The organism is Paenibacillus puldeungensis, assembly GCF_042678945.1.
GTDB lineage: Bacteria > Bacillota > Bacilli > Paenibacillales > Paenibacillaceae > Fontibacillus > Fontibacillus puldeungensis.
Genome location: NZ_JBHTLM010000025.1, coordinates 37,772 through 54,729 on the forward strand (window position 1 = coordinate 37,772; position 16,958 = coordinate 54,729).

General features: G+C 46.3%; 14 protein-coding genes. 1 reads left to right on the plus strand and 13 read right to left on the minus strand.

All coding sequences use genetic code 11. The annotated features are described in order from the left end of the window. Position 1: 1 nt before the first annotated feature. From ACFQ3W_RS22895 to ACFQ3W_RS22950, 12 genes are all read right to left on the minus strand, one after another. Positions 2-955 (minus strand): hypothetical protein, encoded by a 954-nt coding sequence (locus tag ACFQ3W_RS22895; RefSeq protein WP_379321556.1) that lies wholly within the window; start codon positions 953-955, stop codon positions 2-4. Between the two features lie 6 nt (positions 956-961). Further along, positions 962-3,322, minus strand: coding sequence for a beta-galactosidase (locus tag ACFQ3W_RS22900; RefSeq protein WP_379321557.1), 2,361 nt, complete (start codon positions 3,320-3,322; stop codon positions 962-964). A gap of 91 nt (positions 3,323-3,413) precedes the next feature. Further along, complete coding sequence (locus ACFQ3W_RS22905; protein WP_379321558.1) at positions 3,414-5,018, minus strand: ABC transporter substrate-binding protein; 1,605 nt, start codon at positions 5,016-5,018, stop codon at positions 3,414-3,416. Positions 5,019-5,095: 77 nt separating this feature from the next. Further along, positions 5,096-6,034, minus strand: coding sequence for a carbohydrate ABC transporter permease (locus tag ACFQ3W_RS22910; protein ID WP_379321559.1), 939 nt, complete (start codon positions 6,032-6,034; stop codon positions 5,096-5,098). A 32-nt stretch (positions 6,035-6,066) separates the two neighbouring features. Further along, positions 6,067-6,984: an ABC transporter permease gene (locus ACFQ3W_RS22915; RefSeq protein WP_379321560.1), complete on the minus strand. Its 918-nt coding sequence runs from the start codon at positions 6,982-6,984 to the stop codon at positions 6,067-6,069. A 504-nt stretch (positions 6,985-7,488) separates the two neighbouring features. Continuing rightward, complete coding sequence (locus ACFQ3W_RS22920) at positions 7,489-8,370, minus strand: glycoside hydrolase family 43 protein (RefSeq protein ID WP_379321561.1); 882 nt, start codon at positions 8,368-8,370, stop codon at positions 7,489-7,491. 9 nt (positions 8,371-8,379) lie between these two features. Further along, positions 8,380-9,309, minus strand: a complete 930-nt coding sequence (locus ACFQ3W_RS22925) for a glycosyl hydrolase (protein WP_379321562.1) — start codon at positions 9,307-9,309, stop codon at positions 8,380-8,382. A 203-nt stretch (positions 9,310-9,512) separates the two neighbouring features. Continuing rightward, positions 9,513-10,973 carry a glycoside hydrolase family 1 protein gene (locus ACFQ3W_RS22930; RefSeq protein WP_379321563.1) on the minus strand — a complete coding sequence of 487 codons (1,461 nt, stop codon included), beginning with the start codon at positions 10,971-10,973 and terminating at the stop codon, positions 9,513-9,515. Between the two features lie 25 nt (positions 10,974-10,998). Beyond that, positions 10,999-12,885, minus strand: a complete 1,887-nt coding sequence (locus tag ACFQ3W_RS22935; protein ID WP_379321564.1) for a beta-glucoside-specific PTS transporter subunit IIABC — start codon at positions 12,883-12,885, stop codon at positions 10,999-11,001. 224 nt (positions 12,886-13,109) lie between these two features. Further along, the gene (gene licT, locus ACFQ3W_RS22940; protein ID WP_379321565.1) at positions 13,110-13,955 is read right to left on the minus strand and encodes a BglG family transcription antiterminator LicT; all 846 of its coding nucleotides are present in this window, start codon (positions 13,953-13,955) and stop codon (positions 13,110-13,112) included. Positions 13,956-14,542: 587 nt separating this feature from the next. Continuing rightward, entirely contained in the window at positions 14,543-14,833 is a 291-nt protein-coding gene (locus ACFQ3W_RS22945) for a GNAT family N-acetyltransferase (protein ID WP_379321582.1), read from the minus strand. Further along, positions 14,833-15,072 carry a hypothetical protein gene (locus ACFQ3W_RS22950; protein WP_379321566.1) on the minus strand — a complete coding sequence of 80 codons (240 nt, stop codon included), beginning with the start codon at positions 15,070-15,072 and terminating at the stop codon, positions 14,833-14,835. Before ACFQ3W_RS22950 ends, ACFQ3W_RS22945 begins: the two co-directional genes overlap by 1 nt. Positions 15,073-15,554: 482 nt before the next feature. Here ACFQ3W_RS22950 and ACFQ3W_RS22955 point away from each other — a divergent pair, with 482 nt between their 5' ends. Beyond that, positions 15,555-16,241, plus strand: coding sequence for a VCBS repeat-containing protein (locus tag ACFQ3W_RS22955; protein ID WP_379321567.1), 687 nt, complete (start codon positions 15,555-15,557; stop codon positions 16,239-16,241). A gap of 197 nt (positions 16,242-16,438) precedes the next feature. Here the strand turns inward: ACFQ3W_RS22955 and ACFQ3W_RS22960 are convergent, their stop codons facing one another. Beyond that, the gene (locus ACFQ3W_RS22960) at positions 16,439-16,678 is read right to left on the minus strand and encodes a DUF6953 family protein (RefSeq protein ID WP_379321568.1); all 240 of its coding nucleotides are present in this window, start codon (positions 16,676-16,678) and stop codon (positions 16,439-16,441) included. Positions 16,679-16,958: the final 280 nt, after the last annotated feature.

A 16,958-nucleotide genomic window follows, 5' to 3' on the forward strand; every position in this document is an offset into this window, starting at 1 on the left:
TCTACTCTAAATCGAACCCGGCTTGAATCCCCCCGGTTCCCAGCGAAACCGAAAGCGACCATTCTATGGTCTGACCGGGTTTGATCACCGGAGCCGTTCCGTTGCCGATGGCACGATCAAGTCGATCATAGTAGCCAATCGATGGTTCCAGCGCAATAACGTTGCGGTCGTTGCCCATTCCTTCATCAACCCATATGCCGAGATAGGGAACCTTCTTCGGATCGGTACTCATACGGAGCCATTCGCCGCTATTCGCTCCGACCAGACCGCACCATCCTTCCTTATGGATGCCGGGAATGTAGTATTTTCGCCCATCCCCCGTCTGTGTTTCTCCGACCATGGACAGTTCTTTCCATGCGTAATGCTTCCCTGTGACTTGCGTATTCCCTCCAAAAACACAGACCATTTCTTGAACGGTAGATGGCAGCACGATATGGGTCGGCTCCGAAACCCAAAACTGCGGATGCGGTACCCAGATAAACGGCAGCGGCTCCGTGCCATGGTTAACGACGCAGTAGTCCATCTGAAGCTGATCTGTTGCTGGAAAGCTCAGCTTCCGCGTTAGCCGATAAGGTCCGGCCACTCCTTCTACCGAGCAAGAGACTTCCCTTTCGGTGAATTCGCAATCCCAGGATAACGGCCACACCTCCCCGTGATCGGGCAGCGAATGCCCTCCATAGCCGGGAGCTTCGCACGGATCAATGGTCGGGAACACCTCGTCCCATCCGCTCATATCCGCTTGACCAAAGGATGAACCATACTTGGGCTGAACAAGTTTTCTTCCGCCGGCATCCACCAGCCATTCTTTATCGGTTGGCTTATAGCAAAGCGAGACGATCTTGGCTCCAAGGCCAGGAATGATTTCCGCGCGAATATACTCCGTTTCCATGACAAACGATGACCAGTTTCGATACCGGGATGTCCCTATCTGTACAGCCAAACTGATCTCCTTCATGAGCGATCAACCTCTGCTCAGAATAAGCTCATATACCGGCGCGATGGAGATATCCCCCAGCTCGGAAATCAGCTCCTTCGCGTTTTCACTCCAACCAGCCATCGTAGTGTTGCTGTTGATGGTGCTTCCTTTGCGAATCGGAGAAATGTACAGATACATCCCTTTCTCGATCAAACGTTCACTGAACTGTTTAAGTCCGATCTCCCAAGTGTTGTTGTTCGAGAAGTTATCGTTGATCAGCTCCCCGTCAATAAAGGCGTAGCCAATGTCTCCTTGATAGTTGATCCGCAATAAGGCTTCCTTCATGCCCTCAAAAGCATCCTTCGAAAATGAGAGCACGGCCCGATCCTTGCTTACCCGCTTGAGATCAAATCGAGCTGCACGGCGTGGTATGCGGAACCGGTAGGCCGTAAACAGCCCCTCCTGCGTCCGCTCCAGCAGTTCTCCTCCGCTGATAAGGGATAATCCGTCAACGCCAGGGAATATGCGGAAGCTGATTTCTTCGGTATCCGTAGTCTCCAGCTTAATCTGGTTGCTATCTACGAGTAAACTTCCGTCGGTCAGGATGACACGCTTGCGACCTAAAATATCTTCCGTCCAAAAATTGAGGCTCTCTTCATCCGTAAGAGTGACCAGCTTCACGCAACGGCCGTCAGCTGCAGTCAAAGTGATCGGTCCCAAATCCCCAATGACAGGGCGAACAACAGTGACGTCCCCGACCTGGAACAGCTTCGCCGCTCCACTGTCCATACTCGCGAAAGACGAAGAAACAAATGCGTATTCAGGCGGCATACCTTTGGGTGAAACAAAGAAATAGTAGATGGTTCCATCTACTTCTATCCGGGTGATCGGCTGCGCCATCGCCAGTTTAAGCATGACGCCGTCCAGATCGAAGCAATAAGGCAGCATCGCGTAGCCATCCTTGCCAAGCGTTAAAGCACCCTTTGCCGGAAAACGAATCTCCTCATGTTCAGTTACGACCGTCACGCCATCCTCAACCACCATGTCATGGGTCTCGGCATGATCCTGATAGTTGTTCAGGAACAGAAGCCCCGAGCCTTCCGAAGCCCGGACCGCATAACGAAGCGTATCCGTGTCACTAGGATCCATCGCAGAGGTGTCCCCCGGTAAAATCGTTTTCGTCAGGCACATCCATTTCTCAAATGTTTGGAAAAAATAGTGCTGCAGACGCGTCCGGTGATACGACTCACGCAATTGGCCAAACTCTCCGATACAAGCGTTAAAATCATACGAAATTTTCGGCGTTGCCAAATCGTTCAGGAACACGTCCCTTTTTCCCTTAGGGTTAGAGCCCCCATGGTACATGTAATAGCCGAGCAGATTGCAGCCTTCTGCTACCTTGATGCCCGTCATCGCCGGTACGCTGATATAAGGGAAGTCGAAACGATATTTGTAAAAAGGTGTCATCCCGCCGCCCATCTCACAGCAGGCATACGGATAATCCTCGGGAGTATACGTCGGCTCAAAGTTGTAGCTCGTAGGAATGGCATTGTTATGCTTGTCGCGGTATATATATTCCGGTGTCGCCGGATGCTCGCGAACCCCTTGATATCTATCAACCTCGTAGTATATCCACGGCCAATGAGAATACCCGCCCCACAGCGGCAGCATCTCGGCGGCGGGCGCGTTAGCTCCTCCCCAGCCCGTGCACGTATATAGAGGCGTTTCAATGCCGGCCTGAATCGCCATTTCCTTAAGCTTCAGCAAGTGAGCTTCGCCATCTTCACCCTGGGTCATCCATTGGTTGCTGATCCCTGTAGTTAAAGCCCACTGCGCAGCGGAGTGGCCGTGCTCGTTCTCAATTTGCGTACCAATGATCGGTCCGCCTTGCTTATACAGCAGCCCTTGTACCTGCAGGCTAATTTGCTCATAGAGCGCCTTGACATACTTCAAATATTCTTCGTTATTGGAGCGCACCTCGAAAGGACGGCCAAACAGCCAGTCCGGCAGCCCCCCGTTGCGCATTTCCCCATGATCAAATGGGCCGATTCGGATAATCACGTACAATCCATGCTTCCCGCACAGTTCCACAAATCGGCGAAGATTCCGGCGCCCCCCCCATTCAAAGACACCTTGGATTTCTTCATGAACATTCCAGAAAATATAGGTGCTGACAATGTTGATGCCGCCCATCTTGATTTTGATAATCTCGTCTTCCCATCGGTTCTCATCATAGCGGCTGTAATGAAATTCACCGCAAATGCCAAAAAAAGGCTCGCCGTTCTTTTGCATAAAATAATTCGTAAATCCTAAACGTTCGCCGGACGGGTTCTCTCCCTGCATATATTTTTTCCCGTAGTCGATTGCTTTTCGGTCCTTGCTCGCATCGATGCGATAAACAGACATGATAAGCTCCTCCTGTACTCTTTACATATAGGAAAAGAGAGAACTCTCCCGCATTCGAGAGAGTCCCTCCAAAAATCGGCAGCACTTCAGCTTATTGCTTCTTACTTGCCAAGAAATCGCCTGCCTGCTTTTCAACCTCGGCCTTAACCTTATCGATACCGGCCGATTTCAGCTTTTTATCGAGCAAGTCAAACGCATCGTCCACGTTTTTAAAAGCACCGATAAAGATTGGCTGTGCGTACTGGGTGGATACGTTTTTAATATTGGCAATTTCGGTCTTTATGTTTTCAGAGTTGAAGGTAAAGCCTAAATACGTCACCGGGGTCAGGTAGTCCTTGATTTTGCTTTGAAGGTCGATATAGCTGTCCGTCCAGGTTGCCATTGGCTTGAACAAGTCTTTATTCACGAACCAGAAGCCGGCGGCATCCGGAGGGTACGTATTCGTGTCGGCCGTTACGCCATCCGGCAAACCAATTTTGCCATCGCTCGTCACTACATAGTTTTTGCCTTCAATACCAAAGTAGTCAAGGTATACATATGACGGGTCTTCCATTAGCAAATCGAGCGCTTCCATGGTACGCTCCGGATTTTTCGAGTTGGCGGCAATCGCTACGCCGTTGTTGATCCAGCTTGTTTGAGCCGCATGACCGGACGGGGACAGCAGCGGTTTCACATAAACATCGATGCCCTTCTCCTTGGCATTCGTCATGACGGAGGCCACGTCAATAGAGTTACCGAACGCAATAGCGGTTTTTCCGTTCACAAAGTTATCTTTGGAGCGCACTTTATTGGTGTACGGATTCTTGTTGATATAACCTTTATCGTACCAGCCCTTCATAATATTCGCTGCATATTTTTCGGCGCTCAGGTACGGTTCCTCCATCATGCTAACGATCTTGCCTGTCTTATCCTCGTTGTCATACGAGATTCCGACAGCCGTAGGGTCTCCGGAATCGGTAGGAGCGAGCGGATAAGCGATTTTCTCGCTCAGCAGATGTTGAAAAGGTGTAGGCAGGTCATATTGCGATTCCAGGTTCATCGGAATCATTTCCGGGAAATCCTTCTTGGCTTCCGCCAGATATGGTTCGATATCTGAGAATTTCTTGATTTCTGTCATTCCCGCTTTTTCCATAATATCTTTGCGGAACAGCGCCACATTGACCTTGCGGTCCGGTGTCGAGGTTGGGATCATATATACATCCCCGTTTACTTTTGCAGCTGTCAAGGCAGCTTCCGGTAGCTTGGCCATATGCTTCGGCATATAAGTCTTCAGCGTATTTTCGTCCAGCTTCAGGAAGGCACCCTTGGAGGCTTCGGAAACATAGTAGTTCCAATCCGCGGAGAAAACAAAGTCTACATCCTCTCCGGAAGCCAGCAAGAGCGGATATCTGGAGGCCACGTCCCCCCAACCGATATAGTTGATTTCCAGCGTAGCGTTGATGTCTTTTTTCAGCTTGGCGTTGATCGCAGCCAGTACTTCCGGCATTCCTTTAGGGGCATCTCCAAGCAGATACCCGACAATTTTGACTTCCTTGGAATGATCCGGCTTGCCATCGGAACCCGCGGTTTGCGCAGTTGCGTTAGACTTGTCTGAGCCGCTCGAAGCATTGTTGCTTGATGAGCAGGCAGACAGCAGCATGGTGATCATCAACACGAGACACACGGATAACAGCGAAAACTTCTTCAGATGTTTCAAGATAAGACCTCCTCTTTTTTTTAGAAGACTTGGTGTTGATATTTATAAATCCCCTTGCGGGAAATTTATCGGGTCCCTTATCCCTTCACGGCACCAATCGTAACGCCTTTGACAAAGTATTTCTGAACAAACGGGAATACAATGGCAATCGGAACTGTCGTGATGACCGTAAGAGCAAGTTTAAAGGTTTCTTTCGGGCTGTTATCTGTTACGTGCTGAGCAAAGGTAGATGACAGGTTAATCGATGACAGCATCTTGTATAACAAGTACTGAAGCGAGACAAGCTGCGTCTTGTCCGTAAACATCATGGCAGTCCACCAGTCATTCCAATAAGCGAGAGCCGTAAACAGCCCTATCGAAGCCAAAGCCGGTTTACTCAGTGGGAGAATCATTTGGAAAAATATCCGGAAATCCCCCGCCCCATCAATACGAGCGGACTCAACAAGCGGCTCCGGAATGCTTCCGGAAATGAAGCTTCTCATGATCAGCACATACATGACGTTGAACATCGGAACAAGAACCAGCACGAGATACGTATTTTTCAGATGCAGGTTGTTGCAAACCCACAAATAGTAAGGAGCAAGGCCACCGTTAAACAGTGTTGTGAAGTACAGGAAGAAGGCCAGTCCATTGCGGTACTTTACTTCCTTCCGATAGAGGACATAAGCGGCCATCGTCGAGATAAACAAGGAAAGCGCTGTACCAATTACGGTAACTGACAGCGAAATTTTAAAAGCGTTCAATACGTCCGCCGGATAGCGGAAAATAAAATCATAAGCTTGGAGGGAAAAGGACCGCGGCCAGAACCAATAGCCTTCCTTAAGCACCGATTCCTCCGAAGAGAACGAGCCCGCCAGCATGACAATAAAGGGAATCAGACAAAAGAGGGCAATGAGCGCCACGATCGTATAGGATATCGCCTCAAATATCCTGTCATTTTTGGACTTTCGTATTTTTACGGATTTATGTTTCACCGCCGGAATAGTGCCGTTCATCGGCTGAATATTCGATTCCATTACAAGATCACTCTCTTTCCGCAGGTTAGAACCTAGAATAGGGCTTGATCAGGCTCATAACGCTTAACTAGATAGTTGACAGTCAGGATGATAACCAAGGTAAGTACGGATTGATAGAAGCCTACCGAAGATGCCATACCAAAGTCTAAAGATCCAACCAGAGAACGGAACACCAGGGTGTCAATAATGTCGGTCGAATCCATTAGAGTTCCGTTATTGCCGATCAACTGGTAGAACATATCGAACTCGCCCCGCATGATCCGTCCAAGCCCCAACAAAATGAGAATGATCATGGTCGGTTTAAGCAATGGCAGCGTAATTTTAGTGATCTTCTGGAACCGGGTAGCGCCATCGATCGTTGCCGCCTCATAAATTTCTTGATCGATGCCGACAATGGCCGCCAGGTACAACACGCTTCCAAAACCGACCCACTTCCACACATACAGTAACGGAAGCAGCACATACCAGTAAGAGGTGTTGGAGTAAATATCAATGGCCTCTAGATGCAAGTGAGTCAGTAACCGATTCACGATCCCGTATTCATAATTCAGAAAGTTATAAACAAAAGCAGATACGGTTACCCAAGAGATAAAGTAAGGCAGAAACATAAAGGTCTGGGCCGTCCGTTTGAACCACTTCTTGGTGATTTCGGAAATAAGTACGGCTGCCAATATAGAGAACACCGTATATGCTCCTAGAAACACCACATTGTAAAGAATCGTATTTTTCGTGACGAGCCAGGCTTTTCCCGAGGAAAAGAAATACTGAAAATTGTCCAAGCCAGTCCATGGACTCATGAATATTCCGTCCCGGTAGTTGAATTCCTTAAAGGCCATCACAACCCCGGCCATCGGCACATAAGCGAAAATAATGAAATATACCGCTATTGGCAGAAACATCAGATACAGCGGCCATCTTGCGCGAAGCTCTCGGATCACGCTCAAGTCCATCTCCCCCATCCTTGTTGCGTTTCTTATGTATTAATTGTATAAAGGAGCAGGGCTCACTTATAGCAGCAAAACCTATGATAACCTTTGAATTCTTACGCTTAGGTACTTGCCTCGCTTACCATCTACCACTAAATGTATTTAGTACATCTAATTCCGGGCAAAATGTGGTTTTTAAGATTTTAGATGTAAAATGTGCATCTAAATTGGGCCACTTTGTACTGGCAGGGTTATTTCATACCTTTTAGATGCACTTTTTACATTTAAATGCTCAATACTTCCAATACGGTGCTGTTTAACTGTACTTAATGCATTTAATAAGTTTACAGAAACTCTGCGATACCCATTTTCCACTTGTTGATCGACACATTTGTTGATTGCCTGTTGATCGCCTACAAGGAATGAGAGTGATGGCCGGTTATTGTTTTATTGTTCCTTATATTAAAAAGAACCGGATACACGCCCATATTGCTTGGCGTTATCCGGTTCTTTGAGTAGAACGGGTGTTCAGTTTTTTGCGACATATCGCAATCGACCATTCTCCTCTGCCAGCTCGTAGATGACAGGGCGTTCCAAAGGCTGGACATTCGGTGAATGGATCGTCATCCGCAAATGACCGTTCAGATCACGAAAAATCATACCATGGCCTCCGTCTTCGGCGAACAATGGCTCCGGGTCCTGTGACCAAGGCCCAGTGACCTTACCGCTGGTTGATCTGGCAATGCCCATGGTGTAGCCTTTTGCACCGCCCGTTGACCAGAGCATGATCAGCTCTCCACTCGCCATTTTGTGCAGAAAAGGACCGTCCGTCACGTATTGCCCCTGCTCCCCCGCCTTGGACCACGGGGCATCTGAAGCGCGAAACAGCAGCTTTGGTTCTCCTTCGGCGGCGTCAAGCCCCGGCTTCAAAGGAACAGCATACATTTCACCATCAGTCACCTGTAGCCATTCCCTGCAAAATACCATCCAGTGCCTGCCATCCTCATCCGTATACAAGGTGCCGTCCAGGCACTCCCAATCCGGAGGAGTAAGGGGACGATCACCCAGGGGACGAAACGGCCCCAGCGGATGATCGGAGATTAAGGCTTCTGTCCCCCGGCAAACATGGTCCGCTTTAAAGGAGGCAAACATCACATATTTTTCCCCGAACGCATACACCTCCGGCGCCCAATAATGATGATCCGACCAAAATCCTGGATTCGGGCGAAATACGGGATAAGGTCCATCCCAATGAATCAGGTCCTCGCTGACATATGAATCGAAGCCGACAGGTTGTCCCGACCAAGCGGTAGAACCTTCTGTCCCGTAGAGATAATATTTTTTATCCGTTGGAACCGTTAGGATATAAGGATCTCTTATATGAATTTCGGATAGCTTTTTAACCATCATTCATTCTCCTCATTTCGGGGATTCCATGGTGAGCTCAAAAGGCTCATTACGGTCACAAACGAGTACCCCATCACGTACGTCAAGGCGAGCAACCTGAACACTGGAACGCCGCTGTTCATAGGTTGACTTGTCCTCCGACGCTGCAGCATTCGTTTTTCCCGGGTGGGTGAAATAGAAGATGTAAGCAGAGTCGCCCGATACGACGACATCCGCATGATGACCGATTCCCCCATCATCCGTTCGGGTGCCCGGTTGATCCAAAATCATGTTGTTTCGTTCCCAATGCTCCATGTCATCGGAACGATAGACGGCCTGCCCTCTCCACTCGTCGATGATCATCCAATAGCTCTCTTTGAAATAAAAAACATTTGGTCCTTCATGTCCGCGATGGGTCAGAACGGGACCAACAACCTCCCACTCGAATAAATCTTCGCTGTCGGCAGCATAAGTAAAAGATCCGTTTTCTTCGTCTTTATACCACATGCGGAACCCGCCATCTTGTTTTTCGTGAATACACGCATCGATCACCCGATTCGAACTAAGCTGCAGCGGACCTTGCAGCTCCCAATTCAGCATATCCTTACTCGTGTAGTGAACAATATGACGTGGACCGGTCCAGTCTATCGGTACTCCCGTAATATAGCTGACATACATGTGATAGATCCCCTGATGCCATAGGATTTCCGGCGCCCAAAACGTATTTCTTCCCCATTCAAAATCAAGCCCGGACAAGGTGCCGCGGTAGAGCCAATTTATCCCTCCGTCCGAGGATACTGCAACACCAAGATCGGTTCCATGAACCCATGCTACACCGGGACCTTCCGCAGATGCTCTGCGGCTCGTATATATCATCCACCATTCCTGTAACTCCCGATTATAAATGACGACCGGATCGGTTGCTCCGTCATATATCGGATCTCTGTACAATGGACTTTCCACTGACTACCATCCCTCTTTTCATTATAGTTAAGAAAAAATTTCCTGAGGATGCACAATCTTATCTTACAGGAATAGCCCAAAGCCCAACATGGGAAGAAGTTACGTTTATCTTTGAAAAATTACGAAAGCACATCACATAACAATTTCATCACACCTGCGCAAAAAAGGACCGGTCGGACCGGTCCTTCACTCAATCATATGGTTTACAAAACTTCACCATTCGTCGCAATTACTTGCTTGTACCACTGGAAAGAGTCTTTTTTCGAGCGTTTCAATGTGCCGTTGCCTTCGTCGTCCAAGTCTACATAAATAAAACCGTAGCGTTTGGACATTTCGGAAGTGGACATGCTCACAAGGTCAATCGGGCCCCAGCTCGTATAGCCGATGAGGTCAACCCCGTCCTTGATCGCTTCCTTCATCTGAGCGATATGCTGGCGGAGGTAATCGATCCGATACGTATCATGAATGGACCCGTCTTCCTCTACCTTGTCGTACGCGCCCAATCCATTCTCAACGATAAAAAGCGGCTTTTGATAGCGGTCGTAAAAATTGTTTAGCGTAATCCGTAAGCCCACCGGGTCAATCTGCCACCCCCAGTCGGAAGCCTTAAGATAAGGGTTCTTCACCCCGCCGAACAAATTTCCTTCTGCACGATCCCCGCCCAGCTCTGACGATACGGTCAAAGACATGTAGTAGCTGAAGGAGATATAATCGACCGGGTACGCCTTAAGAATCTCGTCATCTGAGGCGTCTTTCTCAATCACGATGTTATTTTCTTCAAAGTACCGGGTCATGTAGCTCGGATACTCGCCGCGCGCATGCACATCCGTAAAGAACAGGTTCATCTGGTTCTCATGCTGGCTCTTGCGCACATCCTCCGGATTGCAGGTGGCCGGGTACGTCTCCATCCGGGCCAGCATACAGCCGATCATGGCACCCGGAATGATCTCATGGCACAGCTTTGTCGCTAGGGCACTGGCTACAAACTGATGGTGCAGTGCCTGATAAATCGTCTGCTGTTTATTTTGCACGCGATCAATCACCACGCCCCCACCTGTAAACGGGCTGATCGTCATCATATTGATCTCATTAAAAGTCAGCCAATACTTCACTTTATTTTTGTAGCGGCGAAATACTGTTTCGGCATAGTTCGTGAAATGCCCGATCACTTCGCGGCTTGCCCAGCCGTTATATTTTTGAGTCAAGCCAAGCGGGGTCTCGTAGTGAGCCAAAGTCACCAGAGGTTCGATCCCATATGTGTGCAATTCATCGAACACATTGTCGTAAAATTGCAATCCGGCTTCATTAGGCTGAGCGTCGTCGCCATTCGGGAATATCCGCGACCAGTTTATGGAGATTCTGAATACCTTAAAGCCCATTTCGGCAAAAAGGGCGATGTCTTCTTTATACCGGTGATAGAAGTCAATCCCATGCCGCTTAGGGAATCGTTCGTGGTCCAGCTTACCGGACAAAATTTTGTCAATCTGCTCGGATGTGATTTCAATAGCATGTCCACCGGTTCGCTTTTCTTTAGGCACATAAACTACCATGTCCGCGCTGGACAAGCCTTTTCCATCTTCATTATATGCGCCCTCTAATTGATTGGCTGCCGTTGCACCGCCCCAGAGAAAATGTTCTGGAAATCCTTGAGATGATTTTGGCATGTTCTTTACCTCTTCTCTAAATTGATTACACAACCGTTGTCAGCAGGTAGTCTCCTGGCTTTACTTCCTTCTCTGTGGTCTTCAGCACGTCCAGGTAATCTGCCGTGTTAGTGACAATGACCGATGTTGAAGGATCATACCCGGCTGCTTTAATCTTCTCAACGTCAAAGTTCAGCAGCAGTTGCCCACGTTGAACCTTGTCCCCTTCCTTAACCTGCTTATCGAAAAATTGCCCCTTCAGTCTCACGGTGTTGACACCAACGTGAATAAGAAGCTGGACACCGCCGTCAGAGGTGATGCCGATGGCATGGCCTGTCGGGAAAACCGTTGTGACCACCCCATCCACAGGCGAAACCAACCGGCCTGATTTCGGCTCGATAACAAGTCCTTGCCCCATTGCCCCTGATGCAAAAGCTTCATCGGAAATGCTGTCCAGCGTATGAATATTTCCTTGCAGTGGACTTTCAATGATTTCTTTAGCAAGAAGCGATTTTGCCTCTTTGCTGCACTCTTCTGTAGCCGCAGTTGAGGCAGCAGGTCTTTCTTGAACTGTATCCTTGTCAACAGGATCAGCAAATCCAAGCGTCATGACCAAAAGCATGGCCAGGGCAAAGGCAACGACGATGCCGGTAATCACCCACAGGAACCCAGGTCCGATATAGGACGGAATAGCAAGCAGGCTCGGCAGGGCAAAGGCGAGTCCCTTACCGTGGCCCATCCCAACGATTCCCCCGCCAATTGCCCCGGAAACACAACCATAAATGAACGGTTTTTTTAGTTTCAGGTTGACCCCGTAAATACTAGGCTCCGTAATGCCAAATACTGCAGCAACTGCCGCTGAGCCGGATAAGGCTTTGAGTTGTCCGTTTCTGGTTTTCAGCAATACTCCCGTAACCGCCCCAGCTTGAGCCAGCACTGCCGCAGCCAACATAGGCAACATGGTGTCGTACCCGAGCGTCGTCAAATTGTTGAGCATCACAGGAACAAAACCCCAATGCACGCCAAAGATGACAAATACCTGCCAGAAACCGCCTGCAATCAGCCCCGCCACTAAAGGACTCAGATTATATACCCATGTATAGCCTGAAGCCAGACCTCCGCTGACCGCATTTCCCACCGGTCCAAATAAGAGGAAGGTAAGTGGAACGAGAATAATCAACGTTAGCAAAGGAACAATAATATTTTTTAACGACTGATGAATAAACGAATTGAAGAATCTCTCCACATAGCTCTGAACCCATACCGCCAAAATAATTGGAATAACGCTTGAGGTAAATGTTACAAATACGATGGGAATGCCCAAGAAATAGAATGGGGTACCGCTGCTCATGGCAGTCGCAATCGCCGGATATACCATCGCACCCGCAATGGCAATAGAAACGAACATATTTGTTTTAAATTTGCGCGAAGATGTTACGGCCAGAAAAATCGGCAGAAAGGTAAAGATGCTGTCCGAAGCCGCATTGAGAAGCAGATAGGTTCCGGAAGCATTGTTCATCCAGCCAAGCGTTAAGAAAAGCGCCAACAAGCCTTTCAGTACCCCGGCTCCAGCCATAGCCCCCAAGAGCGGCGAAAAGATGCTGGAAATAATGTCCACGGCTTTGCCGAGAAAGCTGGACTTTTCATTGGTTTCTTCCTTCGGATCCGTGTTCTCTGTCTTGAGGTTAGTTTGTTCCATTATGCCTTCGAAAACTTGGGCTACGTTATTGCCGATTACCACCTGGAATTGTCCGCTGCTTTCAACAACCGTAATGACGCCAGGGGTATCAAGCAGCGCCTTTTTATTCGCCTTTGTTGTATCCTTTAGTCGAAATCTTAATCTTGTGGCGCAGTGAAAAACAGAATTGATATTGGATTCTCCACCTACTAGCTCAACGACTTTTTTGGATAGGTCTTTATCTCTGCTTCCCATCAAATATGTCCTCCTTCTAATGATTTATATCGTTCAGGTTCACTGTCGCAGATGTTTTTAGAATGCACTGACATGCTTCCTTCTACCCTGCTAAACAAGAAAAACCTGAACTCGTGGTAAAATACACTCCAAAAAGAGCGCATGTTTTCACCACCAGTTCAGGTTTTGCCTGCATTACCAGTAACACCCTGTATACTGTATTCCGTTAACATTGCTTATTTTGTTTATTCCATGCTGTTTCGTTCGGTAACCCGTTGAATGTGAATCGTCAAATACACATATTCATCCTTGCTAAGCGATACGTCGTAGGTTTTTTCAAGAAAATCGTTAATTTTAGACACGCACTCGAACGCTTTGACATACGTCTTCTTGATCTGTGAATAAAGGAAATCCTCGCCCGTCTCATGCACCTCCTTATGCAGCACCCGCATCGAGAAGTATTGCAGATGTGTAATAAAACGAGAATAACTCAATGTGGATTCGTCCAATACAATCCCGTAGTGATATGTCACAATGTTCAGAATAGAGTGCACCATTTCCGTCATCTTCAGCGTCGACGTCATCTCGGTGCTGTCCATCCGGGCATTGACAATATGGAGAGTGATAAATCCGGCTTCATCTTCACCCAGTTTGATCCCCAGAGTATCCTCAATGATCTTCAGCGCATCCAATCCTATCGAAAATTCTCGCTTATAGAAGCGCTTGATTTCAAACAGCATCGCATTTTTGAGCAGAATCCCTTTGTTTGCCCTTTCAATCGCAAAGGTAATATGATCGGTTAACGATAAATAGATGTTATCGCTCAGTTCCGTCCCCAGTTTCTCATTAGCATGCTTTACGATGTCATTTACGATTTCCAAATGAGAGAGGGGAATATTATTTAGAAGCTCGGCTAATTTTGCTGTAAATTCATGTTCATGAAGCATGAAAACCTTATCTATTTTGTGCTCATCGACTGGATCTCCAATGGACTTATTAAAGGAAATACCTCTGCCCATCACGATCATTTCTTTACCCTTCTCGTTTTTGGTTAGCAGGACGTTGTTGTTCAGTACTTTCTCAATGATCACCTGGCTCAACTCCTCTCATACACCTATAGTGCATAAAAAAAGCCTAAGTTTATTCAAACACCACAAAATACATCATGGTATCTAATAAACTTAGGCATTGCCCGCATAACCGGTCACAATCCTGTTTGTTTGTTGAGGTTATTGTAGCACAGGAAATAAAGCGGTTTCAAGGGTTTAAAATTTACACTTTATACCAACAGCCGACTTCTGTTCCTATTATGAATTCCTACCGGCATTTCTTGTTTATATTTCGCCATGTCTTTGGAGATTTGCGTGGTGTATTGCTGATACAATTTACTTTAGGCTTCGTATTTGCTCCAAGCCTGATGGATCCATTTGTTAACTGCTGCCAGTGCAGAACCCTCCGGTAAAAAAAGGCTAGGGCCATAAGCAAAAAGCTTAGGGCCAGCAGCGCTCCTTTACGTATAAATGACCTCTCCCTCTTGTATTTTTTCCAAATATGCTTCCCGTCCCAATAGTCCGCGAAGTCTATGAACCTTTGAAACTACATGTGCACATATTTCACGATATGAAAAGAAGTCCTTCATGTGGTATTTTACCGTAATGATATGAATATTGAGCAATTATTAATCTCTCTTCAGCCATTGTACATGCTCTTTAGAAATCTGCATCCCCGCCTTCTGATGAAGCAGAATCGACGGTTTATTGGATTCACTAATTTGTGAGTAAGGGATCTTGTGATGTTCAAGAAAATAACGAATCATAAAGTTCATGAGTTTGACCCCATAGCCCTTTCTTCTATGCTCTTCTACCACAGCCAGGAGACCTATAGAACCTTCATCATGAATTCCTATGAACCCAACAATCTGATTATTGAAAAAGCCTCCGAACAGCGCGTTCGCCCGAAGTCGTGACATCACATACGAAAGATTATGCGCGGGATAAAACTTTTCCACATGTGGATAATCCTCGCTGGGAACAAGATTCTCACATTTAAGTCACAATTCTGAATAACTTGTGGATATTCATTTAAAAAAGCCGCTTGAACATAGGTATCTTTATGAGTTAAATGATACTTACCCTGAACAAAACCTCCCGCCCAGCTCTGAAAAACCTCACACTCGTTCATATTATCCACACCTTGCAGCAATCTCATATAATCCTCTATAGTATCGCAACTGATCATATGCGTCTCGCTGGAGATATCTAGCATCACAACTCCATGTGGATCAGATTGAATGATATGGGCTTGGTTATACTTGATGCTCTCGATCATGTTTATGTGATGAAGTACGTTTTGGTATAAATAGTATTGTAATGAATCAGTTAGACACTTAATAACTCAGTTACAATGTTTATTTTTCAGTTAGAAACAACATTTTCGCTTTTGCATGGAACAACCGTTCCAAACCGTAAATGCTACTGACTCGCTCAATAAACTCCTCCTGATTCCACGCTATTCGCTGATGAATTTTCATTTTCTTCATAGGCATCTACACAATCATATAGTTATTAACCTACATATTTGTAGAAACAGGGTATTTGACTTAAGAATAGGGGATGTTTAATTTGTACAGACAATTTCAAAATCATACGTATGATAGCTATACTCATTCCAGAAGCATTACTTTGCTTGATATGAAGCAAGGAGATGTAAATGGGGATGGAATAATGGATAACGTGTATTTATACGGAAATAGACTCGATGGAATCTTTGCAGATAACATTACACTTATTATTCAAGATGGACATTCTAACAAAAGTACAACGGTAAATCTTCAAAACAATGCGGGATATAATGCTAGGCTATTCCTTGGGGATTTTTCTAAGGATAACGTAAAGGACATTTTAGTAAGCATAGATTCTGGAGGAAGCGGCGGATATGGTATATTTTATATCTATTCCTTCAAAAATAACATTCTACACGAAATGTTTGATGTTGAAAAATATAATAATGAGTATAAATTCAATGTGAATTATGAGGAGTTCTACAAAGTGAGTGTAGGGAGTCCTCAACTTGACGTGCTATTTACAATAGACATTAGTTATAAAGGCTATGACTATTTATCACAATATTACCTCGAAAATGGTAAACTCAAACAACCAATCAAGGGTGAGGTTCTTGCTTTAGGTGCATTGTATCCCATAGTTACAAACGAGAAAAGCATGGGTTATGATTTACTTGCTGTTCAACGTATTATTGGTACTTCTAACTCCGGCACATTAGGGTATGTCGAAAACCTTATGACATGGAATGGCACTCAATTTACATCCTCAAGATTGTCAGTTGCCATACTTGGTACGAGGTTAATCAGCCTTTACTAATCATTTCTGCGTCCAATCCATCAAAATTCATTCCTATGCATATCTAGACTTTTTCTTTATTTGTTGAACTCTAAACGGTCAAATTCATTAACCTTTTGTCCGGACAACAATCACAAATTTAGATCACTTCATAGTTGCATTAGGAATGTTACTAAGTTCTTGTCACTCGACAACTAACTTTAATTTTTGTCAGCCATCTAAGTCCATGCCCAGAAGAAGCCGTCGCGGTCCCAGGCGATTCTGCCTTTATGCTGCTTGCGGAAAGCTTTCTTGACCTCTTTCTCCAGCGAGACATTCCCGTTCTCGTTCACAAAGATATACTGCTCGCCGAAATGCTCTTTCACATGCGCGATCGCTTCTTCCTGGCGCAGAATCCCCCTGAATTTAGTCTCGTTAACCATCCATTCGGCAATTTGCTTCTCGGTTGTTGTTTCCACGTTTCAAGTACGACCTCCAATTTCCTGGTTGACGTTATTATACCATTGTTGGATTAACCGCAAACAAACAGAAATTCATATTAGTTCTTCTTTAATATTGGCTTCAATATACTCAACAGTCCGTTCGACATCGTTACTGTAGTTCAATATTGCATCGTTTCCTTTCCCCGTACGGTTGATTATATTATAGCAACGTCTCAAGCTCCCTTTTGTTCCTGCATTGCTCTAATGCACTGGGAACCGCCCCAGACGAAGGTTGTTCCTTTCGTTAGAACGAAAA

Bases quoted from the DNA above. Each gene is read 5' to 3' on its own strand.
- ACFQ3W_RS22920 (WP_379321561.1), bottom strand. From the start codon at position 8,370: ATGATGGTTAAAAAGCTATCCGAAATTCATATAAGAGATCCTTATATC.
- ACFQ3W_RS22910 (WP_379321559.1), bottom strand. From the start codon at position 6,034: ATGGAATCGAATATTCAGCCGATGAACGGCACTATTCCGGCGGTGAAA.
- ACFQ3W_RS22945 (WP_379321582.1), bottom strand. From the start codon at position 14,833: ATGTCACGACTTCGGGCGAACGCGCTGTTCGGAGGCTTTTTCAATAAT.
- ACFQ3W_RS22895 (WP_379321556.1), bottom strand. From the start codon at position 955: ATGAAGGAGATCAGTTTGGCTGTACAGATAGGGACATCCCGGTATCGA.
- ACFQ3W_RS22955 (WP_379321567.1), top strand. From the start codon at position 15,555: ATGAAGCAAGGAGATGTAAATGGGGATGGAATAATGGATAACGTGTAT.
- ACFQ3W_RS22935 (WP_379321564.1), bottom strand. From the start codon at position 12,885: ATGGGAAGCAGAGATAAAGACCTATCCAAAAAAGTCGTTGAGCTAGTA.
- ACFQ3W_RS22900 (WP_379321557.1), bottom strand. From the start codon at position 3,322: ATGTCTGTTTATCGCATCGATGCGAGCAAGGACCGAAAAGCAATCGAC.
- ACFQ3W_RS22930 (WP_379321563.1), bottom strand. From the start codon at position 10,973: ATGCCAAAATCATCTCAAGGATTTCCAGAACATTTTCTCTGGGGCGGT.
- ACFQ3W_RS22950 (WP_379321566.1), bottom strand. From the start codon at position 15,072: ATGAGATTGCTGCAAGGTGTGGATAATATGAACGAGTGTGAGGTTTTT.
- ACFQ3W_RS22915 (WP_379321560.1), bottom strand. From the start codon at position 6,984: ATGGACTTGAGCGTGATCCGAGAGCTTCGCGCAAGATGGCCGCTGTAT.